Source organism: Pseudomonas sp. s4 (assembly GCF_046764235.1).
GTDB lineage: Bacteria > Pseudomonadota > Gammaproteobacteria > Pseudomonadales > Pseudomonadaceae > Aquipseudomonas > Aquipseudomonas asiatica.
Window position 1 is genome coordinate 1,806,909 of record NZ_CP177209.1, and the last position, 23,343, is coordinate 1,830,251.

The 23,343-nt window shown below is 64.1% G+C and carries 17 protein-coding genes and 1 pseudogene; 12 read left to right on the plus strand and 6 right to left on the minus strand.

Annotated elements, in window-relative coordinates:
- Nucleotides 1-179 precede the first annotated feature (179 nt).
- A pseudogene (locus ACK56M_RS08485) lies at nt 180-869 on the plus strand (MFS transporter); the annotation flags it as partial.
- Between the two features lie 45 nt (nt 870-914).
- Nucleotides 915-1,211: a DUF3144 domain-containing protein gene (locus ACK56M_RS08490; protein ID WP_015269483.1), complete on the plus strand. Its 297-nt coding sequence runs from the start codon at nt 915-917 to the stop codon at nt 1,209-1,211.
- Nucleotides 1,212-1,385: 174 nt separating this feature from the next.
- Here ACK56M_RS08490 and soxR read toward each other — a convergent pair whose 3' ends face one another.
- Complete coding sequence (gene soxR, locus ACK56M_RS08495; protein WP_039614512.1) at nt 1,386-1,841, minus strand: redox-sensitive transcriptional activator SoxR; 456 nt, start codon at nt 1,839-1,841, stop codon at nt 1,386-1,388.
- Between the two features lie 85 nt (nt 1,842-1,926).
- On the opposite strand from soxR, the gene ACK56M_RS08500 reads away from it, so the two are divergent.
- Together ACK56M_RS08500 and ACK56M_RS08505 are read left to right on the plus strand one after the other, a co-directional pair.
- Nucleotides 1,927-3,024 carry an efflux RND transporter periplasmic adaptor subunit gene (locus ACK56M_RS08500; RefSeq protein ID WP_096009976.1) on the plus strand — a complete coding sequence of 366 codons (1,098 nt, stop codon included), beginning with the start codon at nt 1,927-1,929 and terminating at the stop codon, nt 3,022-3,024.
- Nucleotides 3,021-6,101, plus strand: a complete 3,081-nt coding sequence (locus ACK56M_RS08505; protein WP_054573331.1) for a MexW/MexI family multidrug efflux RND transporter permease subunit — start codon at nt 3,021-3,023, stop codon at nt 6,099-6,101. The genes ACK56M_RS08500 and ACK56M_RS08505 overlap by 4 nt, the downstream gene beginning before the upstream one ends.
- A gap of 199 nt (nt 6,102-6,300) precedes the next feature.
- On the opposite strand, the gene ACK56M_RS08510 is transcribed toward ACK56M_RS08505, so the two are convergent.
- The 3 genes from ACK56M_RS08510 to lysA form a co-directional block, all read right to left on the minus strand.
- A complete protein-coding gene (locus tag ACK56M_RS08510; protein WP_015269487.1) occupies nt 6,301-7,038 on the minus strand; it encodes a GntR family transcriptional regulator in 738 nt (245 codons plus the stop codon).
- A 58-nt stretch (nt 7,039-7,096) separates the two neighbouring features.
- Nucleotides 7,097-7,540 (minus strand): acetyltransferase, encoded by a 444-nt coding sequence (locus ACK56M_RS08515; protein WP_015269488.1) that lies wholly within the window; start codon nt 7,538-7,540, stop codon nt 7,097-7,099.
- A gap of 234 nt (nt 7,541-7,774) precedes the next feature.
- Nucleotides 7,775-9,007 carry a diaminopimelate decarboxylase gene (gene lysA / locus ACK56M_RS08520; RefSeq protein WP_054571881.1) on the minus strand — a complete coding sequence of 411 codons (1,233 nt, stop codon included), beginning with the start codon at nt 9,005-9,007 and terminating at the stop codon, nt 7,775-7,777.
- A gap of 124 nt (nt 9,008-9,131) precedes the next feature.
- On the opposite strand from lysA, the gene ACK56M_RS08525 reads away from it, so the two are divergent.
- A complete protein-coding gene (locus ACK56M_RS08525) occupies nt 9,132-10,037 on the plus strand; it encodes a LysR family transcriptional regulator (RefSeq protein WP_015269490.1) in 906 nt (301 codons plus the stop codon).
- A gap of 159 nt (nt 10,038-10,196) precedes the next feature.
- On the opposite strand, the gene ACK56M_RS08530 is transcribed toward ACK56M_RS08525, so the two are convergent.
- Complete coding sequence (locus ACK56M_RS08530) at nt 10,197-10,550, minus strand: hypothetical protein (RefSeq protein WP_013971664.1); 354 nt, start codon at nt 10,548-10,550, stop codon at nt 10,197-10,199.
- 274 nt (nt 10,551-10,824) lie between these two features.
- Between ACK56M_RS08530 and ACK56M_RS08535 the strand changes: the two genes are divergently transcribed.
- Nucleotides 10,825-15,690 carry an NAD-glutamate dehydrogenase gene (locus ACK56M_RS08535; RefSeq protein ID WP_015269491.1) on the plus strand — a complete coding sequence of 1,622 codons (4,866 nt, stop codon included), beginning with the start codon at nt 10,825-10,827 and terminating at the stop codon, nt 15,688-15,690.
- A gap of 130 nt (nt 15,691-15,820) precedes the next feature.
- Here ACK56M_RS08535 and ACK56M_RS08540 read toward each other — a convergent pair whose 3' ends face one another.
- Nucleotides 15,821-16,639 (minus strand): pyruvate, water dikinase regulatory protein, encoded by an 819-nt coding sequence (locus ACK56M_RS08540; protein WP_015269492.1) that lies wholly within the window; start codon nt 16,637-16,639, stop codon nt 15,821-15,823.
- A 177-nt stretch (nt 16,640-16,816) separates the two neighbouring features.
- Between ACK56M_RS08540 and ppsA the strand changes: the two genes are divergently transcribed.
- The 6 genes from ppsA (at nt 16,817) to ACK56M_RS08570 (ending at nt 23,329) form a co-directional block, all read left to right on the plus strand.
- Nucleotides 16,817-19,192, plus strand: a complete 2,376-nt coding sequence (gene ppsA, locus ACK56M_RS08545) for a phosphoenolpyruvate synthase (protein WP_015269493.1) — start codon at nt 16,817-16,819, stop codon at nt 19,190-19,192.
- A gap of 102 nt (nt 19,193-19,294) precedes the next feature.
- Nucleotides 19,295-20,287, plus strand: a complete 993-nt coding sequence (locus ACK56M_RS08550) for an alpha/beta fold hydrolase (RefSeq protein ID WP_411959361.1) — start codon at nt 19,295-19,297, stop codon at nt 20,285-20,287.
- A 213-nt stretch (nt 20,288-20,500) separates the two neighbouring features.
- The gene (rraA, locus tag ACK56M_RS08555; RefSeq protein WP_015269495.1) at nt 20,501-20,992 is read left to right on the plus strand and encodes a ribonuclease E activity regulator RraA; all 492 of its coding nucleotides are present in this window, start codon (nt 20,501-20,503) and stop codon (nt 20,990-20,992) included.
- Between the two features lie 27 nt (nt 20,993-21,019).
- A complete protein-coding gene (locus tag ACK56M_RS08560) occupies nt 21,020-22,015 on the plus strand; it encodes a zinc transporter ZntB (protein WP_013971669.1) in 996 nt (331 codons plus the stop codon).
- A gap of 214 nt (nt 22,016-22,229) precedes the next feature.
- Nucleotides 22,230-22,502 (plus strand): hypothetical protein, encoded by a 273-nt coding sequence (locus ACK56M_RS08565; RefSeq protein WP_004376140.1) that lies wholly within the window; start codon nt 22,230-22,232, stop codon nt 22,500-22,502.
- Nucleotides 22,503-22,504: 2 nt separating this feature from the next.
- Nucleotides 22,505-23,329: a mechanosensitive ion channel family protein gene (locus ACK56M_RS08570; protein WP_004376138.1), complete on the plus strand. Its 825-nt coding sequence runs from the start codon at nt 22,505-22,507 to the stop codon at nt 23,327-23,329.
- Nucleotides 23,330-23,343 lie beyond the last annotated feature (14 nt).

Sequence of the window (23,343 nt, forward strand, 5' to 3'; positions counted from 1 at the left end):
TGAAGGCTGCGGCGGCGACACTCGATGCTCAGCGTCAGCGTATCGCCGTGCTGGATGCCCAGCGCGAGGCGGCCGTGGCGGCTATCGCCCAGGCCAGGGCCGCGCGCGACCTGGCGCTGATCGAGCTTGAGCATACCGTGGTGCGAGCGCCGGTTGCCGGCGTGATTGGTAATCGCCAGGTGCTTCTACCCAGTGGCGTTGTGTTCATCGCCGTGCTGCTGGGGGTGGCGTACCTGATCCAGGTGCGTGGTATCGCGCCTTTTGCCACCGTGCCGTTTGGCATCCTGGCAATCATGGCGGCGATGTGGATGCTTTCGGGCTCGACCCGCGAGAGTGGCATGCACGACATGATGGCCGCGGTCATACTGCGCGGTGCCGGGCTGGGGTTGCTGTTTCTGTCGCTGACTCTGATTGCCTTTGGCAGGCTGGGCCGGCACAGCCTGGCCAGTGGTATCGGCCTTTTCAATACCGGGCGGCAGGTGGGTGGGCTTTTGGGGGTGGCAGGATTGCAGACGCTGCTCGACCAGTATGGCGTGCTCAATGCCCAGACGCTTGGTGCGCATGTGAGCACAGGCGCGACAGCGGTAAATGAACGGCTTGATTCGGTGACGTCGATGTTGCGGCTTGAGGGTATTGACCCGCCGGCAGCTGGACGAGTGGCCATGAGCCTGTTGTCGCAGGCAGTGACGGGGCAAGGGGCGGTGATCGCCTTCGACACGGCATTCATCGCTGTGGCGTTGCTGTTTGCCGTGGCAGCGCCGCTGCTGGTGTGCATCAAGTTGCTGTTGGCGCGCATGGCCGGGAAACAGGACGCCGGGCAATCTCATGAAGGTGAATTGCCGGTTTCACGTCGTGAGCTTTCGCTGTAAAACGGCGCTGTGCCTAATTTGAATGCAGCAGCAAGGTAAACCGCAATGACACAAGCTACCGATCAGGCTTTTTACGACCGCGCGGATGCGCATATCGAACTGGCGAACCAGCAGATCGAGAAAATCGAAGACCTGGGCAAGGTCAGTGCCTCACTGACCTTCGGCGCCTCGCGCTTCAATGCCTGGATGAGTGCCCGCAGTTTCAAGACCAGTGCCGAACTGGCTGCCGCGCGGGAGGAGCTGTTGAAGTATTTCTGCGAGCAGTACCGGATGATGCTCGAGGACAACCTGGACGAGCACATCGAGCATTTCGACCGGTATGTGCTGGGCAAAGGCGACTGAACTTTATGGGGCAGGCGGTCCCTTGTAGGAGCGGCCTTGTGTCGCGAACGGGCTGCGGAGCAGCCCCAGGACCTCAGCCGAAATGCATAAATTGCTGGGGCTGCTCTGCAGCCCTTTCGCGACACAAGGCCGCTCCTACAGGGTACGCGATGCGTGGATAAACCCGGTGACGGGCTATCGGGCCTTCTTCTCCAGAATCCGCGGCCCGGTACCTTCCTTGCCCAGCACATCCTCGGGGTTGCGCAGTGGGCAATCTTCCAGCGACAGGCAGCCGCAACCAATGCAGTTGTCCAGGCTGTCGCGCAACGCTTCCAGAGTACGAATGCGGGCGTTCAGGTCTTCGCGCCAGGCGGTCGACATCTCGCCCCATTGCGCTGCCGTGAGCTTACTGTTGGGCGCATAGCGGCTGAAGGCCTGCTTGATCTCGTCAAGCGGAATACCCGTGCGCTGCGCCACCTTGATGATGGCCAGCGTGCGCAGCACCAGTGAAGGATAGCGGCGCTGGTTACCCGCCGTACGGACGCTGGCGATCAGCCCCTTGGTCTCGTAGAAGTGCAGCGCAGAAACCGCCACGCCGCTGCGTTTGGCCACTTCCCCTACCGTTAGCATCCGTGTGTTGTCCGCTGCCATGCCTGTTGACCTCAAGTTAACTCGAGCTCTTATAGTCCTGCCCGATCTTCCCCGCAACCGCTTTCCCTGATGATCGGAGCACTGCATGAACAAAAGGACGTTACTGGCCTGGGCTGGCGCTGTTGCAGGTTTGCTGGCCGCTGCCTATGCATTGGTCGGCAGTGGCTCGGCGCCGCCGGCTGCGGCGGCATGGCCGGCGACCAAGGTGGCGCTGGCCACGGCCGAGCAAGTGAAGCTGGCACGGCAGAACTTTGCTTCGGGGGAGCTGGAGGCGGTCAACCAGGTACAGGTGGCGGCCGAGACGGCGGGGCGCATCACCCGCATCGCCTTCGAGTCGGGGCAATTGGTGAGTGCAGGGCAATTGCTGGTACAGCTGAACGATGCCCCGGAGCAGGCCCAGCGCGTGCAGTTGCGCGCCAGGCTGCGCAATGCCGAAGTGGTGCTGCAGCGCAGCCGCAAGCTGCGCGCGGTGAACGCCGTGTCACAGGAGCTGCTCGACAATGCGGCCACCGCCGTGGACGTGGCCAGCGGTGAGCTGCAGCATGTCGAGGCGCTGATCGCGCAGAAGGCAATTCGCGCGCCGTTTGCCGGCAAGCTCGGCATTCGCCGGGTGCATCAGGGCCAGTACCTGAGCGCCGGTGAGACCATCGCCAGTCTGGCCGACATCAGCCAGCTGCACGTCAATTTTTCCTTGGGCGAACAAGCCGCCCCCGAAGTGCACGTGGGGCAACTGCTGGCGCTGACGGTGGATGCGGTGCGCGGGCAGGACTTCCAGGCCCGGGTGGTCGCGGTGGACCCGGTGGTGAGCAAGGCGCGCCTGGTGCAGGTGCAGGCGGCCTTGCCGAACCCGGGCGGGCAGTTGCAGCCGGGCATGTACGCCGGCGTGCGCCTGGATGCCGCGCAGCCGTCAAGCGTGCTGGCCGTGCCGGAAACCGCGATCACCTACACCGCCTACGGGCAGACGGTGTTCGTCGCTACCCGGGACCCTGAACAGGGCACCCGGGTCAGCCGGGTGCGGGTGACTACCGGTGAGCGCTGGCAGGGGCGGGTGGAGATCACCTCAGGCCTGGCACCCGGTGACCAGGTGGTGGTTTCCGGCCAGTTGAAACTGAGCGACGGCATGCCGGTCGAGCCAGTGGCTCAGGACAGCCTGCAGGCCAGCCAGGGAGGGCGGCAATCGTGAAGTTCACCGACCTCTTTGTCCGCCGCCCGGTGCTGGCGCTGGTGGTCAGCAGCCTGATCATCCTGTTGGGGCTGTTTGCCATGGGCAAGCTGCCGATCCGCCAGTACCCGCTGCTGGAAACTTCCACCATCACCATCAGCACCGAGTACCCGGGCGCCTCTGCCGAGCTGATGCAAGGCTTCGTGACCCAGCCGATCACCCAGGCGGTGTCGTCGGTCGAAGGCATCGACTACCTGTCCTCGTCGTCGCAGCAGGGGCGCAGCCTGATCACCTTGCGCATGGTGCTCAACCGCGATTCGACCCAGGCGCTTGCCGAGACCATGGCCAAGGTCAACCAGGTGCGCTATCGCCTGCCGGAAAAGGCCTACGACCCGGTGGTGGAGCTGTCGGCAGGTGACTCCACGGCGGTGGCCTACGTGGGCTTTGCCAGCGAAACCTTGTCGATACCCGAACTGAGCGATTACCTGTCGCGGGTGGTGGAACCGCAGTTCTCCGGCATCGACGGTGTGGCCAAGGTGCAGTCGTTCGGCGGGCAGCGCCTGGCCATGCGCCTTTGGCTGGACAGCGAACAGATGGCCGGGCGCGGGGTGACGGCTGCCGACGTGGCACAGGCGGTGCGTGCCAACAACTACCAGGCGACGCCGGGGCAGGTGCGTGGGCAGTACGTGCTGGCCGATATCCAGGTGGACACCGACCTGACCCGGGTCGAGGACTTCCGCGAGCTGATCATCCGCAACGATGGCACCGACCTGGTGCGCTTGCGCGATGTCGGCACCGTCGAGCTGAGCGCGGCGGCCACCCAGACCAGCGCCACCATGGACGGCAAGCCCGCCGTGCACCTGGGGCTGTTCCCCACCCCGACCGGCAACCCGCTGGTGATCGTCGAGGGTATTCGCCAGCTGCTGCCGCAGATCCGCCAGACCCTGCCACCCGGGGTGGAGGTGGCGCTGGCCTACGAGACCGCACGCTTCATCGACGCCTCGATCGACGAGGTGCTGCGCACGCTGGTGGAGGCCATGGTGATCGTGGTGCTGGTCATCTGGCTGTGCCTGGGCTCACTACGCAGCGTGGTGATCGCGGTGGTGGCCATCCCGCTGTCGATGCTCGGTGCGGCGGGCCTGATGCTGCTGTTCGGCTTCAGCCTGAACCTGCTGACCTTGCTGGCGATGGTGCTGGCCATCGGCCTGGTGGTGGACGATGCCATCGTGGTGGTGGAGAACGTGCACCGTCATATCGAAGAGGGCAACTCGCCGATTGCCGCGGCGCTGGCCGGGGCGCGGGAAATCGCCGGGCCGGTGATCGCCATGACCCTGACCCTGGCCGCCGTATACGCGCCGATCGGCTTGATGGGCGGGCTGACCGGCACGCTGTTCCGTGAGTTTGCCCTGACCCTGGCGGGGGCGGTGATCGTGTCGGGCATCGTCGCGCTCACCCTGTCGCCGGTGATGAGTTCGCTGTTGTTGCAACCCGGCCAGCAGCATGGCGCCATGGCCAACATGGCCGACCGCCTGTTCGGCATGCTGACCGGGGTATATGGGCGAGTACTCGCCTACACCCTGTCGCATCGCTGGATCAGTGGTGGTGTGGCGCTTGTGGTGTGCCTGAGCCTGCCTTGGCTGTACCTGCTGCCGCAGCGCGAACTGGCCCCGCCCGAGGACCAGGCGGCGGTGCTGACGGCCATCAAGTCGCCGCAGCATGCCAGCCTGGATTATGTGGAGCGCTTTGCCCTGAAGCTGGACCAGGTGATGAAGTCCCTCGCCGAAACCACCGACACCTGGATCATCAACGGTACCGACGGCCCGGCCGCCAGTTTCGGCGGCATCAACCTCAGCGCCTGGCAGGCCCGCGAGCGTTCCGCCGCGCAGGTGCAGGCGCAGTTGCAGCAGGCCGTGGCGGACATCGAGGGCAGCAGCATCTTCGCCTTCCAGGTGGCCTCGCTGCCGGGTTCCAGCGGTGGCTTGCCGGTGCAGATGGTGTTGCGCAGCGCACAGGACTACCCCGAGCTGTACCAGACCATGGAAATGATCAAGCAGCGCGCCCGCGACAGCGGCCTGTTCAGCGTGGTGGACAGCGACCTCGACTACAACAACCCGGTGGTCAAGGTGCGCATCGACCGCGCCAAGGCGGCCAGCCTGGGCATCAGCATGCAGGCCATCGGCGAGTCGCTGGGTGTGCTGGTGGGTGAACAGTACCTCAACCGCTTCGCCCTGTTCGGGCGCTCCTACGACGTGATCCCGCAAAGCATCCAGGACCAGCGCCTGACGCCGGCAGCGCTGAACCGCCAGTACGTGCGCGCCGAAAACGGCACCCTGGTGCCGCTGGCCACGGTGGTGCACCTGGACATCGAAGTGGCGCCCAACCGCTTGCTGCAGTTCGACCAGCAGAACGCCAGTACCCTACAGGCGATCCCGGCGCCCGGTGTGTCGATGGGTAATGCCGTGGCATTTCTCGAACAGCTTGCCGCCGAACTGCCACCTGGCTTCAGCCATGACTGGCAATCGGAGTCGCGCCAGTACGTGCAGGAGGGCTTTGCCCTGATGTGGGCGTTTCTCGCCGCCCTGGTGGTGATCTACCTGGTGCTGGCCGCGCAGTACGAAAGCCTGGTGGACCCGCTGATCATCCTGGTGACCGTGCCGCTGTCGATCTGCGGTGCGCTGCTGCCGCTGGCGCTGGGCTGGGCCACGCTGAACATCTACACACAGATCGGCCTGGTGACCCTGATCGGCCTGATCAGCAAGCACGGCATCCTGATGGTGGAGTTCGCCAACGAGATCCAGGTGCGTGACAACCTCGACCGTGCCACCGCCATCGTCCGCGCCGCGCAGATACGCCTGCGGCCGGTGCTGATGACCACGGCGGCGATGACCTTCGGCGTGCTGCCACTGCTGTTCGCCAGCGGTGCCGGGGCCAACAGCCGCTTTGGCCTGGGGGTAGTGATCGTGTGCGGGATGCTGGTGGGGACCTTGTTTACCCTGTTTGTGCTGCCGACGATCTATGCCTTGCTGGCGCGAGACCATCGGGTGACCACGGTGCGGGGGCAGCAGTTGGTGGAGGCTGAGCGGGTGCTGGACATGTGAGGTAAACCTGGCCACTGCTTACAGGCATGCGCGATCCCTGTAGGAGCGGCCTTGTGTCGCGAAAGGGCTGCGCAGCAGCCCCAGGATTTCCGCGCAGGTGCATAAATTGCCGGGGCTGCTGCGCAGCCCTTTCGCGACACAAGGCCGCTCCTACAGGGATCGCGCAAGTTTTGGGATATCGAGCATGGCGCTGGTTTGATCAGCCAGGCGACCGGTCGCGGCGCATCTGGCTAACCAGGGTAAAGCGGTCATCCGGGTGCACCGTCTCGGACACCGCCATCAGGTCGCCGTTTTCCTCGCGGTAATGGCGAATGATCTTCAGCCCCGGCGCGCCTGTCTCGGCCTTCAGCACTCGGGCCATTTCCGCGCTCAGCAACACTGCCCGCACCTGCTGGTCGACCACCGCGATCGCCCGGCCATAGTGCTGCTCGATAAGCCCCGCAATCAGCTGGTCGGGGTGCTCGCGGGCCAACTCGATGACCTCGGCATGGTCGCGCTGCGCGTACACATCGGTCCAGCACAGCGGCGCCGCGTTGTGCACGCGGTCGACACGGATGCTCGACACGCAGAAGTAGTGCTCGCCTGGTACCAGCCCCAGCCGCGCCGCCTCGCTCAGGTCGGCGACGAAGTGGCGCACGTCCTGAATTTCCCGTTGCTGCGTTTCCGCCAGGTGCGCCAGGTCTGCCACGCTGGCCAGTGACTGCGAGTAGCCACCGCGCGGGCTGCTGGCCTCCACCCGGGTGCCTACGCGCTTGCGCCGCGATACCAGCCCTTGGTTGAGCAACTGGTTGATCGCCGCGCGCACCGTGTGTCGGCTCACATCGTACAGGTCGCACAGCTCGAACTCGGTCGGCAGCAGGCTGCCCACCGGGTAGCGGCCGCTGGCGATGCCTTCCATCAAGTCCTTGGCCACGGTGCTATAGCGCGTCGGGTTCATACCTTTGGTCTGTCTCGCGAATTTGTAACAGCGGCGGGGCGCAATGCGGCCCCGGAAATCAAGCCTGTGCGGGCAGGCTCATATGCAGCAAGGGGAACGGCCGGCCTTCGCCATCCAGCGGTGAACGGCCGGTCTGGATGAAACCATAGTGCCGGTAGAACCCCACCGCCTGCGGGTTCTGCTCGTTGACATCGACGCTCATCACGCTGTGCTTCTGGCGGCCGAAGTCCAGCAGCGCGCGGCCTACGCCCTGGCCATGGCGTTCGGGGGCGACGAAGAGCATTTCCACGTGGTTGCCATTGAAACCGATGAAGCCCAGCGGGCGGTCTTCGGTGTCAACCGCGACCCAGAGCTCGACGGCCAGAAGGTAGACGTCGCGCAATTGCGGCAGCAGCGCGTCGATGTCGGACGCTTGTAGAAAGTGGTGCGTGGCGCGCACGGCGCGCAGCCAGATATCGAGCAGTTGCGGGTGGTCTGCAGCGATACTTTGGCGAATGATCATGGAGTCATGCCTGGGCGGTGTATGGCCGGGGAGGCCGGGAGGAAGAAAAAGGGTACCCGGATTGTGTGGGGCGGGGCAATGGACGGTGGGGCAGGGCATCAGCTGATGTGTTGCCCGGGCCGGCCCTTTCGCGGGTAAACCCGCTCCCACAGGGTACGCGTACCGCTTGCGAATTCAGTTCTCTACGTGGCAGCGCAGCCCAACGCGCTGGGCAATCTGCCTGAAAAACGGTATCTAGATGCCCGCCTCCAGGCCCAGCAAGTCCTGCACCGTCTGCCTGCGGCGAATCATCCGTAGCGCTCCATCCTCGATCAGGAACTCCGGCAGCAACGGCCGGCTGTTGTAGTTCGATGACATCGACGCGCCATAGGCCCCGGCGTCGTGGATCACCAGCAGGTCACCCACCTGCGCCTGGGGCAGGTCGTGCGGGGTCAGTTCCTGGTCATCCTGGGTGAACACATCACCCGACTCGCACAGCGGCCCGGCCACCACGGTCGGCTGCCGTGGGCGATCCACCGGTTGGCCGTTGGCGTCGAGCAGGGTCATGCGGTGGTAGGCCCCGTACATCGCTGGGCGCATCAGGTCGTTGAAACCGGCGTCGATCATGACGAAGGTGTTGCGGCCCACCTGCTTCACGGCGCGTACCTCGGCCACCAGGTAGCCCGATTCCGCCACCAGGAAGCGCCCTGGCTCGATCTCCATGCGCACGGGGTGGCCCAGCATCGCTTCGATTTCCTTGCGGGCCACGGCCCAGGTCCGGGCGTAGCGTTGCAGGTCGACCGGCTTGTCGCTGCTGCGGTACGGGGTGGAAAGGCCGCCGCCAATGGAGAACGCCTCGATGTCCACGCCCAGGCGGCCGATCAGCTCGATCATCGAGCGGGCCACTTGCTCCAGGTGCTGGTAATCCACCCCCGAGCCGATGTGCATGTGCACCCCTACCAGGTGCAGGCCATGGGTTTTCACGCAGGCCAGCGCTTCGCCCAGCTCTTCGTGCCAGATGCCGTGTTTGCTGTTCTCGCCGCCGGTGTTGGTCTTGCGGCTGTGGCCATGGCCGAAGCCGGGGTTGATGCGGATCCACACGCGGTGGCCGGGCGAGCGTTCACCCAGTTGGCGCAGCATGTCGATGGAACCGGCGTTGACTTCGATCTTCGAGGCCACCACCCGCTCCAGGGTCGGCCGGTCCAGCGCGTCGCAGGTCAGCACCACGCCGGCAGGGTCGCCATCCACGCTGGCGCCCGCGGCGAAGGCCCGCTCCATTTCGCCCAGCGACACTGCGTCCAGCACCAGGCCGTGGGCGCGCATCAGGCGCAGCACATGCAGGTTGGGGTTGGCCTTCTGGGCGAAGCGCACGGTGTCGAACACCTTCAGCTGTTCGACACGCTCGGCGATGGTGCCGGCGTCGTAGGCCCACAGCGGCGAGCCGTGCTGGCGGACAGCCTCGGCCAGAAGAGTGAAGGGTGCAGTCATGGTGGCGCTACTCATATAAGGAAGGCCACGAGGATGAGCCAAAGCAGGAATTCAGAAAAATAGCTATTTTTCTGTCAGCCATTCATATCTGATATGACCATTGCCGACTTGCCAGGTGTTGCCCGTGAAACTGTCCGTCCGCCATATCGAAGTGTTCCGCGCCATCATGGCCGCTGGCAGCGTTACCGGTGCGGCGCGCCTGCTGTTCACCTCGCAGCCCACCGTCAGCCGCGAACTGGCGCGGCTGGAGCAGGTAACCGGGCTGAACCTGTTCGAGCGCGAAGGTGGCCGCCTGGTGGCGACGGCCCAGGCGCTGCTGTTGATCGAGGAGGTTGAGCGGGCCTACGTAGGGCTGGAGCGCATCGACCGCTTTGCCCAGGCCATCCGCAATTTCGAGCAGGGCCGGCTGGCCATTACCTGCCTGCCGCTGTTTTCCCAGACCTTGCTGCCCAAGGCTTGCCAGCGCTTTCACCAGCAGCACCGGGGCGTGAGCGTGAGTATCCTGGCGCAGGAGTCGCCGTTGCTGGAGGAGTCGCTGGTTGCCCAGCAGCATGACCTGGGCCTGACCGAGGTAGAGCAGATACCGCGTGGCGCCTACGGCGAATTGCTGTTCAGCGCCAACATGGTGTGCGTGCTGCCCGACGGGCACCCGTTGCAGGCCAGGGCCGAGCTGGAGCTGAGCGATTTCCACGAGGTCGACTTCATCAACCTGGCCAGCCTGGACACCTACCGGCAGCGCCTGGACCAGCACTTTCGCGCGGCAGGGGTGAACCGCCGCACGGTCATCGAGACCACCAGTGCTGCCTCGGTGTGCGCCATGGTGAGGCAGGGCCTGGGGGTGGCGATCATCAACCCGCTGAGCGGGCTGGAGGCGGCGCAGGGCGGGTTGCCGATCCGGCGGTTGCGGGTGTCGGTGCCGTACCAGGTGATGCTGATCAGGCCGGACCACCGGCCGGCGTCGGCGGCGGTGGAGCCGTTTTGCCAGGCGTTGCGGGTGCAGGCTCGGGAGATGCAGCAAGCGCTGGCATGATCGTTGTGGGGGAACTGCCTTGCACAAAACCTAAAAACTGGCGCGATCACTGTGGGAGCGGGCAAGCCCGCGAAGCAGGCGACGCGATGGATGGCACCGGCTGTGCCGGTGTTCGCGGGCATGCCCGCTCCCACAGGGGCAGCGCCGGTATTCAGTTTGTCACAGCTCGCAAACGAAGGTGCCGGTCCCGGCCAGGATGTTCTCCAGGGTTTCCTTCACTTCATCCATGTCACTCAACTCGCTGGTCAGGTTGATCTCCAGCACCTCATCCCCCTTCAGCGCATCCCGGTCGCCGGCCGCCACTTCGATCAGCAGGCGCTTGGCGCTCAGGGTTACTTTCAGGCCATCCAGCGTCGACGGCTCGTCATCCAGGGTCAGGTCGACGGTGTCTTCGTCCGGGTAGCGGGTCAGCAGGAACATCTGACCCTTGTCGCTGTGGCAGCACAGGGTCGCCATGTTGTCTTCCTCGTCATCGCAAGGGGTGGCGAACAGCAGGGCAGTATTGATTTGCATGGACAAGGCTCGGATCAAAGGAAACGGAAGGGAATTCTGACAGTCTTGCCGACAGGCATAAACGTAAAGTTACCCCCCCTTGACCGAAATTGTCGCAGCGCTGCAAGCCTTGATGACCGATCAGTCGTTAAGCTTCGGCGAGCCCTGGGCGTGCCTGCGCACGTTCAACGCCTGGTTTTACCGTCCGCCTTGCCACGGGTTGGCTATCGTTGATCCGTACACGGCGCACGCAGCGACGCTTCAATTATTACAAAGCCCAAGCGGAGTACCACAGATGGCGTTCTTCACCGCAGCCAGCAAAGCCGACTTCCAGCATCAACTGCAAGCGGCCCTGGCGCAGCACATCAGCGAACAGTCCCTGCCACAAGTCGCGCTGTTCGCCGAGCAGTTCTTCGGCATCATCTCTCTGGACGAACTCACCCAACGCAGGCTTTCCGACCTGGCCGGCTGCACCCTGTCAGCCTGGCGCATCATCGAGCGTTTCGACCCCGAATACCCGCAAGTACGGGTGTACAACCCCGATTACGAGCGTAATGGCTGGCAATCGACCCACAGCGTGGTCGAAGTGCTGCACCACGACCTGCCGTTCCTGGTCGACTCGGTACGCACCGAGCTCAACCGCCGCGGCTACAGCATCCACACCCTGCAGACCACCGTGCTCAGCGTGCGCCGCGGCGCCAAAGGCGAGCTGCTTGAACTGCTGCCCAAGGGCACCCAGGGCGAGGACGTACGCCATGAGTCGCTGATGTACATGGAGATCGACCGTTGCGCCAACGCTGCCGAGCTGACGGTGTTGGCCCGCGAGATCGAGCAGGTGCTGGCCGAGGTGCGGGTGGTGGTGGCCGACTTCGAACCGATGAAGGCCAAGCTGCGCGAAGTGGTGGCGGAGGTAGAGCAGACAGCCTTTGGCCCGGCGCAGAACGAAAAGGGCGAGGTCAAGGCTTTCCTCGAGTGGCTGCTGGACAACCACTTCACCTTCCTGGGCTATGAAGAATTCACCGTCAAGGGCGACGCCGATGGCGGCCAGATGGTCTACGACGAGCAGTCGTTCCTTGGCCTGCCGCGTCGCCTGCGCGTGGGCCTGACGAGCGACGAGCTGCGCATCGAAGACTACGCCGTGGCCTACCTCAACGAACCGCTGCTGCTGTCGTTCGCCAAGGCCGCGCTGCCAAGCCGCGTACACCGCCCGGCCTACCCGGACTACGTGTCGATCCGCCAGCTGGACGCCGACGGCAAGGTGATCAAGGAACACCGCTTCATGGGCCTGTACACCTCGTCGGTGTACGGCGAAAGCGTGCATGCCATCCCTTATATCCGGCAGAAGGTCACCGAAGTCGAGCGCCGCTCGGGCTTCGATCCCAAGGCCCACCTGGGCAAGGAACTGGCCCAGGTACTGGAAGTACTGCCGCGCGACGACCTGTTCCAGACCCCGGTCGACGAGCTGTTCAGCACCGTCATGTCGATCGTGCAGATCCAGGAACGCAACAAGATCCGCGTGTTCCTGCGCAAGGACCCATACGGCCGCTTCTGCTACTGCCTGGCCTATGTACCGCGGGAAATCTACTCCACTGAAGTGCGGCAGAAGATCCAGCAGGTGCTGATGGAGCGCCTGAAGGCCAGCGACTGCGAGTTCTGGACCTTCTTCTCCGAATCGGTGCTGGCACGTGTTCAGCTGATTCTGCGGGTAGACCCGAAAAACCGCATCGACATCGACCCGCAGCAGCTGGAACGCGAAGTGATCCAGGCCTGTCGTTCGTGGCATGACGACTACTCGGCACTGGTGATCGAGAACTTCGGCGAAGCCCAGGGCACCAACATCCTCGCCGACTTCCCCAAAGGTTTCCCGGCCGGCTACCGCGAGCGCTTCGCCGCGCACTCGGCGGTGGTCGACCTGCAGCACGTGCTGAACCTGTCGGAAAGCAAGCCGCTGGCGATGAGCTTCTACCAGCCATTGACCCAGGTCGGGGAACGCACCCTGCACTGCAAGCTGTACCACGCCGACACGCCGCTGGCGCTGTCCGACGTGCTGCCGATCCTGGAGAACCTTGGCCTGCGCGTACTCGGCGAGTTCCCGTACCGCCTGCGCCATGCCAGTGGCCGCGGCTACTGGATCCATGACTTCGCCTTCACCTACAGCGAAGGCCTGAGCCTGGACATCCAGCAGCTCAACGACACTCTGCAGGATGCCTTCATCCACATCGTCCGCGGCGATGCCGAGAACGACGCCTTCAACCGCCTGGTGCTGACCGCCGGCCTGCCATGGCGCGACGTGGCGCTGCTGCGCGCCTACGCCCGTTACCTGAAGCAGATTCGCCTGGGCTTCGACCTGGGCTACATCGCCAGTACCCTGAACAACCACACCGACATCGCCCGCGAGCTGACCCGGTTGTTCAAGACCCGCTTCTACCTGGCGCGCAAGCTCACCCAGGAAGACCTGGATGACAAGCAACTGCGCCTGGAGCAAGCCATCCTGACCGCGCTGGACGACGTGCAGGTGCTCAACGAAGACCGCATCCTGCGTCGCTACCTGGACCTGATCAAGGCCACCCTGCGCACCAACTTCTACCAGCCGGACGCCAACGGCCACAACAAGTCGTACTTCAGCTTCAAGTTCAACCCCAAGCTGATCCCCGAACTGCCTAAACCAGTGCCCAAGTTCGAGATCTTCGTCTACTCGCCACGGGTCGAAGGCGTGCACCTGCGCTTTGGCAACGTCGCCCGCGGTGGCCTGCGCTGGTCCGACCGCGAGGAAGACTTCCGCACCGAAGTGCTGGGCCTGGTGAAAGCCCAGCAGGTGAAGAACTCGGTGATCGTGCCGGTCGGCGCCAAGGGCGGCTTCCTGCCGCGCCGCCTGCCGCTGGGCGGCAGCCGTGACGAGATCGCCGCCGAAGGCGTGGCGTGCTACCGCATCTTCATTTCCGGCCTGCTCGACATCACCGACAACCTGAAGGACGGTGGCGTGGTGCCGCCGGCCAACGTGGTACGCCATGACGATGACGACCCGTACCTGGTGGTGGCGGCCGACAAGGGCACCGCGACCTTCTCGGACATCGCCAACGGCATCGCCATCGACTACGGCTTCTGGCTGGGCGACGCCTTCGCCTCGGGCGGCTCGGCCGGTTACGACCACAAGAAGATGGGCATTACCGCGCGCGGCGCCTGGGTGGGCGTGCAGCGCCACTTCCGCGAGCGCGGCATCAATGTGCAGGAAGACCCGATCACCGTCATTGGCGTCGGCGACATGGCCGGCGACGTGTTCGGCAACGGCCTGCTGATGTCCGACAAGCTGCAACTGGTGGCGGCGTTCAACCACCTGCACATCTTCATCGACCCGAACCCGGAGCCTGCGTCCAGCTTTGCCGAGCGCAAGCGCCTGTTCGACCTGCCGCGCTCGGCCTGGAGCGACTACGACACCAGCATCATGTCCGAAGGCGGCGGGATCTTCCCGCGCAGTGCCAAGAGCATCGCCATCAGCCCGCAGATGAAAGAGCGCTTCGCCATCGAAGCCGATCGCCTGACCCCGACCGAGCTGCTCAATGCGCTGCTCAAGGCACCGGTAGACCTGCTGTGGAACGGTGGCATCGGTACCTACGTCAAGGCCAGCACCGAGAGCCACGCCGACGTCGGCGACAAGGCCAACGACGCGCTGCGGGTCAATGGCAACGAGCTGCGCTGCAAGGTGGTGGGCGAGGGCGGCAACCTGGGCATGACCCAGCTTGGCCGGGTCGAGTTCGGCCTGCATGGCGGCGCCACCAACACCGACTTCATCGACAATGCCGGCGGCGTGGACTGCTCCGACCACGAGGTCAACATCAAGATCCTGCTCAACGAAGTGGTGCAGGGTGGCGACATGACCGAGAAGCAGCGCAACCAGCTGCTGGGCAGCATGACCGACGAAGTGGCCGGCCTGGTGCTGGGCAACAACTACAAGCAAACCCAGGCGCTGTCGCTGGCGGCCCGCCGCGCCCGCGAGCGGATTGCCGAGTACAAGCGCCTGATGGCCGACCTGGAAGCCCGTGGCAAGCTGGACCGTGCCATCGAGTTCCTGCCGTCCGAAGAGCAGTTGGCCGAACGCCTGGCCGCCGGCCAGGGCCTGACCCGCGCCGAGCTGTCGGTGTTGATCTCGTACAGCAAGATCGACCTCAAGGAACAGCTGCTCAAGTCGCTGGTGCCGGACGACGACTACCTGACCCGCGACATGGAAACCGCTTTCCCGCCGTCGCTGGTCAGCAAATTCGCCGAGTCCATGCGCCGCCACCGCCTGAAGCGCGAAATCGTCAGCACCCAGATCGCCAACGACCTGGTCAACAACATGGGCATCACTTTCGTCCAGCGCCTGAAGGAGTCGACCGGCATGAGCCCGGCCAACGTGGCCGGGGCCTACGTGATCGTGCGCGACATCTTCCACCTGCCGCACTGGTTCCGTCAGATCGAGGCTCTGGACTACCAGGTGCCGGCGGAAATCCAGCTGACCCTGATGGACGAGCTGATGCGCCTGGGCCGTCGTGCCACCCGCTGGTTCCTGCGCAGCCGCCGCAACGAGCAGGACGCCGGGCGCGACACCGCGCACTTCGGGCCGAAGATCGCGCAACTGGGGCTCAAGCTCGACGAGTTGCTCGAAGGCCCGACCCGCGAGCGCTGGATGGTGCGCTACCAAGGCTTCGTCGAGGCTGGTGTGCCGGAGTTGCTGGCGCGCATGGTGGCTGGTACTACCCACCTGTACACCCTGTTGCCGATCATCGAGGCTTCGGACGTTACCGGCCATGACCCGGCGCAGGTGGCCAAGGCGTTCTTCGCCGTGGGCAGCGCACTGGACCTGACCTGGTACCTGCAGGAAATCAGCAACCTGCCGGTGGAGAACAACTGGCAGGCGCTGGCCCGCGAGGCGTTCCGCGACGACATCGACCTGCAGCAGCGGGCGATCACCATCTCGGTACTGCAGATGGCCGATGCACCGGAAGACATGGACGCCCGCGTGGCGCTGTGGGCCGAGCAGCACCGGGTGATGGTGGAGCGCTGGCGCGCCATGCTGGATGACCTGCGCAATGCAACGGGTACCGATTATGCGATGTACGCGGTGGCCAACCGCGAGCTGGTCGACCTGGCCATGAGCGGGCAGGCGGCGGTGGTGCCGTCCTGAGCCATGAGCTGAAATGAAAAGCCCCGGCAGCGATGCCGGGGCTTTTTTATTCCTGTGCTGCTATCACAAGGCTTGAGCGTAGTGAGGCCCCTGTAGGAGCGGATTTACCCGCGAAGAGGCCGGTACAGGCTTACTTGAACCTGCGCTCCACCCCTTTCTCCACCAGGATCTTCGCCGAAATCTCTTCCACCGAAAAATGCGTGGAATTGATGTTGGGAATGTTCTCCCGGCGGAACAGGTTTTCCACCTCGCGCACTTCGAACTCGCACTGGGCAAAGCTGGAATAGCGGCTGTTGGGTTTGCGCTCGTGGCGGATGGCGGTGAGGCGGTCGGGGTCGATGGTCAGGCCGAACAGCTTGTTATGGTGCTTTTTCAGCACCGCCGGCAGCTGCAGGCGCTCCATGTCTTCCTCGGTCAGCGGGTAGTTGGCGGCGCGGATGCCGAACTGCATGGCCATGTACAGGCAGGTGGGGGTCTTGCCGCAGCGCGATACGCCTACCAGGATCAGGTCGGCCTTGTCGTAGTAGTGGGTGCGTGCGCCATCGTCGTTGTCCAGGGCGAAATTCACCGCCTCGATGCGTTCCATGTAGTTGGAATTGCCGCCAATGGAGTGCGACTTGCCGACGGAATACGACGAATGGGCAGTCAATTCTTGTTCAAGCGGGGACAAAAACGAAGAAAAGATGTCGATCATGAAGCCATTCGAGGTAGCCAGGATCTCACGGATGTCCTGATTGACGATGGTGTCGAAGATGATCGGGCGTACACCATCGCGCTCGGCCGCAGCGTTGATTTGCTGGACCATGGTCCGCGCCTTTTCCGGCGAATCGATGTAGGGACGGGTGAATTTATTGAACGGAATGCTCTCGAATTGAGCGAGCAGACTCTGGCCCAGGGTTTCGGCGGTGATGCCGGTGCCGTCGGAGATGAAGAACGCGGTTCGTTTCATTTGCGATCTGGGCCTTAAGCTGATGACGTTTCTTGGATATGATAAGTTCGGTTTGCCGAATGCGGCTGTCGGCATTCTCACTTATTTTCCAGGTACAGGCCACAAGCGTCCGGCCAAGTCAACGAAGGCAGGCGGGCGCCCTTGAGCTTTTCCAACACAGTTAGTGGAGAGATCACCTTGGTAGAGTACGTAGTTTCCCTCGATAAGCTCGGCGTCCATGATGTGGAGCATGTGGGGGGCAAGAACGCATCCCTGGGCGAGATGATCAGCAACCTCGCAGGTGCTGGTGTATCGGTGCCGGGCGGCTTTGCCACTACGGCGCAGGCGTACCGCGATTTTCTCGAACAGAGTGGTCTCAACGACCGTATCCATGCCGCGCTCGACGCACTCGATGTGGATGACATCAACGCCCTGACCAAGACCGGCGCGCAGATTCGCCAGTGGGTCATGGAAGCCGACTTCCCGGCACGTCTGGATTCGGAAATCCGTACGGCCTTCGCCGAAATGGCTGCCGGCAACGACAACATGGCCGTTGCCGTGCGTTCCTCGGCCACCGCCGAAGACCTGCCGGACGCCTCGTTCGCCGGCCAGCAGGAAACCTTCCTCAACATCCGCGGCGTCGACAACGTGATCCGCGCGGCCAAGGAAGTGTTTGCCTCGCTGTTCAACGACCGTGCCATCGCCTACCGCGTGCACCAGGGCTTCGACCACAAGCTGGTGGCCCTGTCCGCCGGCGTGCAGCGCATGGTCCGCTCCGAAACCGGCACCGCCGGCGTCATGTTCACCCTCGACACCGAGTCGGGCTTCCGCGACGTGGTGTTCATCACCGGCGCCTACGGCCTGGGCGAAACCGTGGTGCAGGGTGCGGTCAACCCTGACGAATTCTACGTGCACAAGAACACCCTGCAGGCAGGCCGCCCGGCCATCCTGCGCCGCAACCTGGGCAGCAAGGCGATCAAGATGGTCTATGGCGAAGAAGCCAAGGCCGGCCGTTCGGTCAAGACCGTCGAAGTGGACCGCGCCGAGCGCGCGCGCTTCTGCCTGACCGATGCCGAGGTCAGCGAGCTGGCCAAGCAGGCCATGATCATCGAGCAGCACTACCAGCGCCCGATGGACATCGAATGGGCCAAGGACGGTGACGACGGCAAGCTGTACATCGTCCAGGCGCGCCCCGAGACGGTGAAGAGCCGCTCCAGCGCCAACGTCATGGAACGCTACCTGCTGAAAGAAAAAGGCACCGTTCTGGTCGAAGGCCGCGCCATTGGCCAGCGCATCGGCGCCGGCAAGGTCCGCGTGATCAACGACGTATCGGAAATGGACAAGGTCCAGCCGGGCGACGTGCTGGTCTCCGACATGACCGACCCGGACTGGGAACCGGTGATGAAGCGCGCCAGCGCCATCGTCACCAACCGTGGCGGGCGTACCTGCCACGCGGCGATCATCGCCCGTGAGCTGGGCATTCCGGCCGTGGTCGGTTGCGGCAACGCCACCCAGGTGCTGAAAGACGGCCAGGGTGTGACTGTGTCCTGTGCCGAAGGCGATACCGGCTTCATCTTCGAGGGCGAGCTGGGCTTCGATGTGAAGCAGAACTCGGTCGACGCCATGCCCGACCTGCCATTCAAGATCATGATGAACGTCGGCAACCCGGACCGTGCCTTCGATTTCGCCCAGCTGCCCAACGCCGGTGTCGGCCTGGCGCGCCTGGAGTTCATCATCAACCGCATGATCGGCGTGCACCCCAAGGCGCTGCTGAACTACGCCGGCCTGCCAGCCGACCTGAAGGACAGCGTCGACAAGCGCATCGCCGGCTACAACGACCCCGTAGGCTTCTATGTCGAGAAGCTGGTCGAGGGCATCAGCACCCTGGCTGCGGCCTTCTACCCGAAAAAGGTCATCGTGCGCCTGTCGGACTTCAAGTCCAACGAGTACGCCAACCTGATCGGCGGCAAGCTGTACGAGCCGGAAGAAGAAAACCCGATGCTGGGCTTCCGTGGCGCTTCGCGCTACATCAGCGAATCGTTCCGTGACTGCTTCGAGCTCGAGTGCCGTGCGCTCAAGCGCGTGCGCAACGAGATGGGCCTGACCAACGTCGAGATCATGGTGCCGTTCGTGCGTACCCTGGGTGAAGCCAGCCAGGTTGTCGACCTGCTCGCCGAAAACGGCCTGGCCCGTGGCGACAACGGCCTGCGCGTGATCATGATGTGCGAACTGCCGTCCAACGCCATCCTCGCCGAAGAGTTCCTGGAGTACTTCGACGGCTTCTCGATCGGCTCCAACGACCTGACCCAGCTGACCCTGGGCCTGGACCGTGACTCGGGCATCATCGCCCACCTGTTCGACGAGCGTAACCCTGCGGTGAAGAAGCTGCTGGCCAACGCCATTGCCGCGTGCAACAAGGCTGGCAAGTACATCGGCATCTGCGGCCAGGGCCCGTCGGACCACCCGGACCTGGCCAAGTGGCTGATGGAGCAGGGTATCGACAGCGTGTCGCTGAACCCGGACTCGGTACTCGAAACCTGGTTCTACCTGGCTGAAGGCCAGGGCGCGGTCTGATGCAGTAAAACGCGGGGGTACGTCTGGCGTACCCCCGCCTGGTTTTTTCCAGGGCGAGCTCCAGCAATGGATCCCGCCCTTTTTTGTGCACCAAGCAACCTTATGCAAAGCAGCAGCACTCTATTCCCCGTGGCCCTGCTCAGTGCCGAACGCCGCGGCGACCTCAGCGAAGACGTGTACCGGATCAAGGCCGGCAACAGCCCTGACCCCAGCGTCGAGCTGGCTGTCACCCGCCTGGGGCTGGCCGATCAGGGCCAGGCCCAGGGCGTACCGGTCATTCTCCTGCACGGCAGCTTCTCCAACCGCCGCTTCTGGTATTCCCCCAAAGGGGTTGGCCTGGGCGCCTATCTCGTCCGCGCCGGCTTCGATGTGTGGATCCCGGAAATGCGCGGCCATGGCCTGTCGCCGCGCAACCATGACTGGAAGCACAACAGCGTTGCCGCCTATGCCCGCGATGACCTGCCGCTGATTGCCGCGTTCGTGCGCGAGCAGTCGGGCCAGACGCCGCACTGGGTCGGCCATTCCCTGGGTGGTACGACCCTGGCGGCAGCGCTGGGCGGTGGCTTTCTGCCTGCCGAGCAGGTGGCCAGCGTGGCGCTGTTCGGTACCCAGATCAGCCGCGTGTACTGGCCGTTGAAGGTGCCGCCCCTGGCCTGGGGGGCGAAGCTGCTGCTCAAGCGCTGGGGGCAGATTTCCGGGCCGCGTTTCAAGCGTGGGCCGGAGGATGAGCCGATCGGCCTGGCCCTGGAAAGCATGCGCTGGCATGGCCTGTTCGGGCGCTTTGGCGACAAACAGAGCGACTGGTGGGCGGGGCTGGCCAAGGTGGATGTGCCGCTGCTGGCCGTGGCTGGTGCGGGGGACTTCCAGGACCCGGTGTGGGCCTGCCGCAAGCTGTTCGAGCAATTTGGCGGTGAGCGCAAGCAGTTTCTGCGGCTGGGGCTCGAGGAAGGCTTCGACGCTTTCGGGCATGTCGACATGCTGGTGAGCAAGGCCGCGCAGGTGCAGGTGTGGCCGCTGGTGGAGCGTTGGCTGCGGGATCCGCTGGTGCCGGTGCATGAATCCACGGTGGTGGCGGAGCCTGTGCCCGCCAGTTGATTCTGCTGTATCTGTACTGGCCCTATCGCCGGCAAGCCAGCTCCCACAGGAGTACCACTAGCCTGAAGCCAGCGGGGTCCTGTGGGAGCTGGCTTGCCGGCGATAGGGCCGGTACAGGCAAAACATGACCGTTCGGTCCTGGATGACTGCAACGGGCTCTACGGTGTAGCCTTGGCCGATACCCGCTTTCGTTGTGACTGACAGGAGCTTCCCATGCAGCATTACGTTACGCCCGACCTGTGTGATGCCTACCCGGACCTGGTGCAGGTGCTGGAACCGATGTTCAGCAATTTCGGCGGCCGCGATTCGTTCGGTGGCCAGATCGTCACCATCAAGTGCTTCGAAGACAACTCGCTGGTCAAGGAGCAGGTCGAGCTCGATGGCAAGGGCAAGGTCCTGGTCGTCGATGGTGGCGGCTCGCTGCGTCGCGCACTGCTCGGCGACATGCTTGCCGAAAAGGCTGCCAAGAACGGTTGGGAAGGCCTGGTGATCTACGGCTGTGTGCGTGACGTCGACGTGCTGATCCAGACCGACGTCGGCGTGCAGGCCCTGGCCAGCCACCCGATGAAGACCGACAAGCGCGGCATCGGCGACCTCAACGTGCCAGTGACCTTCGCCGGGGTGACCTTCCGCCCGGGCGAGTATGTGTATGCCGACAACAATGGCGTGCTGGTCTCGCCAAGCCCGTTGAAAATGCCTGAGTAAGGCGCCGCCCGCGCTGATGGAGCTTTGATGTTCGAGGAAGACAACGCGCAGTGGGGGCTGGTGCACGCCCTGGTGCTCGATGGCAAAGGTGGCGCGCGCTCGATTGCCCGTACCGAACTGGACGACCTGCAGCTGCAACCCGAGCAAAGCCTGTGGCTGCACTGGGATCGCAGCCATCCGCAAACCCGCACCTGGCTGCTGCACGACAGCGGCCTGAGCGCGTTCGCCTGCGAGCTGCTGCTGGAAGAAAACACCCGGCCGCGCCTGCTGCCCATGGCCGATGAACAGTTGTTGCTGTTCCTGCGTGGGGTCAACCTCAACCCGGGTGCAGAGCCGGAAGACATGGTCTCGGTGCGTATCTTTGCCGAGGCGCAGCGGGTCATCTCGCTGCGCCTGCGGCCGTTGCGCGCCAGTGACGAGATTCTCCAGCAGCTGGAAGAGGGCAGGGGCCCGAAATCGGCTTCCGAGCTGTTGCTGCTGATGGGCGAACTGCTCACCGAAAAGGTTCAGGGCCTGGTCAGCGACCTGTCCGAACTGGCCGACATTGAGGAAGAAAAGGTTGAATCCGACGAACGGTATACCCCGGAGAACGGCAGCCTGCAGCAGATCCGCCGGCGTGCCGCCGGTCTGCGGCGTTTTCTTGCCCCGCAGCGGGAAATCTACGCCCAGTTGTCGCGCAGCAAATGGAGCTGGTTCGCCGATGCCGATGCCGATTACTGGAACGAGCTGAACAACAGCCTCATCCGCTACCTCGAAGAGCTGGAACTGACCCGCGAACGTGCCGCGCTGGTGCTGGAAAGCCAGGATCGCCGGCGTAGCGAGCGCATGAACCGCACCATGTACCGCTTCGGCATCATCACCTGCATCTTCCTGCCCATGAGCTTCATCACCGGGCTGCTGGGCATCAATGTCGGCGGCATCCCCGGGGCGGAAAACCCCTATGGTTTCCTGTTCGCCTGCATCGTCGTGCTGGGGCTTGCGGTGGGGCAGTGGTGGCTGTTTCGGCGGTTGCGGTGGGTATAGATGCTCATTGACCTGCACCGGCCCTATCGCCGGCAAGCCAGCTCCCACAGGTACACCACAGGTTTCAAGGCTTGTGGTACCCCTGTGGGAGCTGGCTTGCCGGCGATAGGGCCAGTGCAGGCAAGCGTCATTCATTTTGAAACACTCGTCCCAATGCGATGTGTGACCCATCGACCGGCCATCTCGTCTCTGACTGACACTGCGCGAGGTGCCCATGCACGATCCGTTTGAAGAATCCCTGCGCGACCTGCTCAAGGCGTCCCCCTCCGGCAATGACCGGGACGACCGGGACGACGCCGCTTGCCTGGGTCGCGTGCTGAAAACCGCCAACCGCCAGGTTGGCGCGGGCGATCTGTTCAGCCTGCTTGGCCGCTGGAGCCAGGCGCTGCTGATCGCCGTGAACAATGGCGCGGCGCATGTTGCGCCGGTGCGTCGACACTCTTCCCGCAACGCTGCCAACGGCAGCAAAGCAGATAAGGCCGATTGAATATGGAACTCGATCTCTGGACCCAGAGCCTGGTCACCGCCATGACTGCCCTTTGGACCAAGGTAGCGAACTTCATCCCCAACCTGTTTGGCGCGCTGGTCGTGGTGCTGCTCGGTTTCGTGGTGGCCAAGCTGCTCGACACGCTGCTGTCCAAACTGCTGGCCAAGTTCGGCCTGGACCGCCTGATGGCCGGCACCGGCCTGACCAAGATGCTCGGCCGGGTCGGCATCCAGGTACCCATCTCCACCCTGATCGGCAAGATCGTCTACTGGTTCGTGCTGCTCATCTTCCTGGTCTCGGCCGCAGAGTCGCTGGGCCTGGAGCGGGTTTCGGCAACCCTCGACATGCTTGCCCTTTACCTGCCGAAGGTGTTCGGCGCAGCCCTGGTGCTGCTGGCCGGCGTGCTGCTGGCCCAGGTGGCCAACGGCCTGGTACGCGGCGCTGCCGAAGGCATCGGCCTGGAGTACTCGGCAGGCCTGGGGCGTATCACCCAGGGCCTGGTGATCATCATCAGCATCTCGGTGGCCATCAGCCAGCTGGAGGTGAAAACCGACCTGCTGAACCATGTGATCGTGATCGGGCTGATTACCGTTGGTCTGGCCGTTGCGCTGGCAATGGGCCTGGGTAGCCGCGAAATCGCCGGGCAGATCCTGGCCGGCATCTACGTGCGCGAACTGTATCAGGTGGGCCAGCAAGTGCGAATTGGAGAGGTCGAAGGGCACATCGAGGAAATCGGCACGGTCAAGACGACGCTGCTGACCGATGATGGCGAACTGGTTTCGCTGTCCAATCGCGAGTTGCTTGAGCAGCGAGTCAATAGCCGCTAACCGCACAAAGCTGT

What these genes read in the sequence shown, in the direction of transcription:
- ACK56M_RS08490 (WP_015269483.1), top strand. Translation starts at nt 915, where the DNA reads ATGACACAAGCTACCGATCAGGCTTTTTACGACCGCGCGGATGCGCAT.
- soxR (WP_039614512.1), bottom strand. Translation starts at nt 1,841, where the DNA reads ATGGCAGCGGACAACACACGGATGCTAACGGTAGGGGAAGTGGCCAAA.
- ACK56M_RS08500 (WP_096009976.1), top strand. Translation starts at nt 1,927, where the DNA reads ATGAACAAAAGGACGTTACTGGCCTGGGCTGGCGCTGTTGCAGGTTTG.
- ACK56M_RS08510 (WP_015269487.1), bottom strand. Translation starts at nt 7,038, where the DNA reads ATGAACCCGACGCGCTATAGCACCGTGGCCAAGGACTTGATGGAAGGC.
- ACK56M_RS08515 (WP_015269488.1), bottom strand. Translation starts at nt 7,540, where the DNA reads ATGATCATTCGCCAAAGTATCGCTGCAGACCACCCGCAACTGCTCGAT.
- lysA (WP_054571881.1), bottom strand. Translation starts at nt 9,007, where the DNA reads ATGACTGCACCCTTCACTCTTCTGGCCGAGGCTGTCCGCCAGCACGGC.
- ACK56M_RS08530 (WP_013971664.1), bottom strand. Translation starts at nt 10,550, where the DNA reads ATGCAAATCAATACTGCCCTGCTGTTCGCCACCCCTTGCGATGACGAG.
- ACK56M_RS08535 (WP_015269491.1), top strand. Translation starts at nt 10,825, where the DNA reads ATGGCGTTCTTCACCGCAGCCAGCAAAGCCGACTTCCAGCATCAACTG.
- ACK56M_RS08540 (WP_015269492.1), bottom strand. Translation starts at nt 16,639, where the DNA reads ATGAAACGAACCGCGTTCTTCATCTCCGACGGCACCGGCATCACCGCC.
- ACK56M_RS08550 (WP_411959361.1), top strand. Translation starts at nt 19,295, where the DNA reads ATGCAAAGCAGCAGCACTCTATTCCCCGTGGCCCTGCTCAGTGCCGAA.
- rraA (WP_015269495.1), top strand. Translation starts at nt 20,501, where the DNA reads ATGCAGCATTACGTTACGCCCGACCTGTGTGATGCCTACCCGGACCTG.
- ACK56M_RS08560 (WP_013971669.1), top strand. Translation starts at nt 21,020, where the DNA reads ATGTTCGAGGAAGACAACGCGCAGTGGGGGCTGGTGCACGCCCTGGTG.
- ACK56M_RS08565 (WP_004376140.1), top strand. Translation starts at nt 22,230, where the DNA reads ATGCACGATCCGTTTGAAGAATCCCTGCGCGACCTGCTCAAGGCGTCC.
- ACK56M_RS08570 (WP_004376138.1), top strand. Translation starts at nt 22,505, where the DNA reads ATGGAACTCGATCTCTGGACCCAGAGCCTGGTCACCGCCATGACTGCC.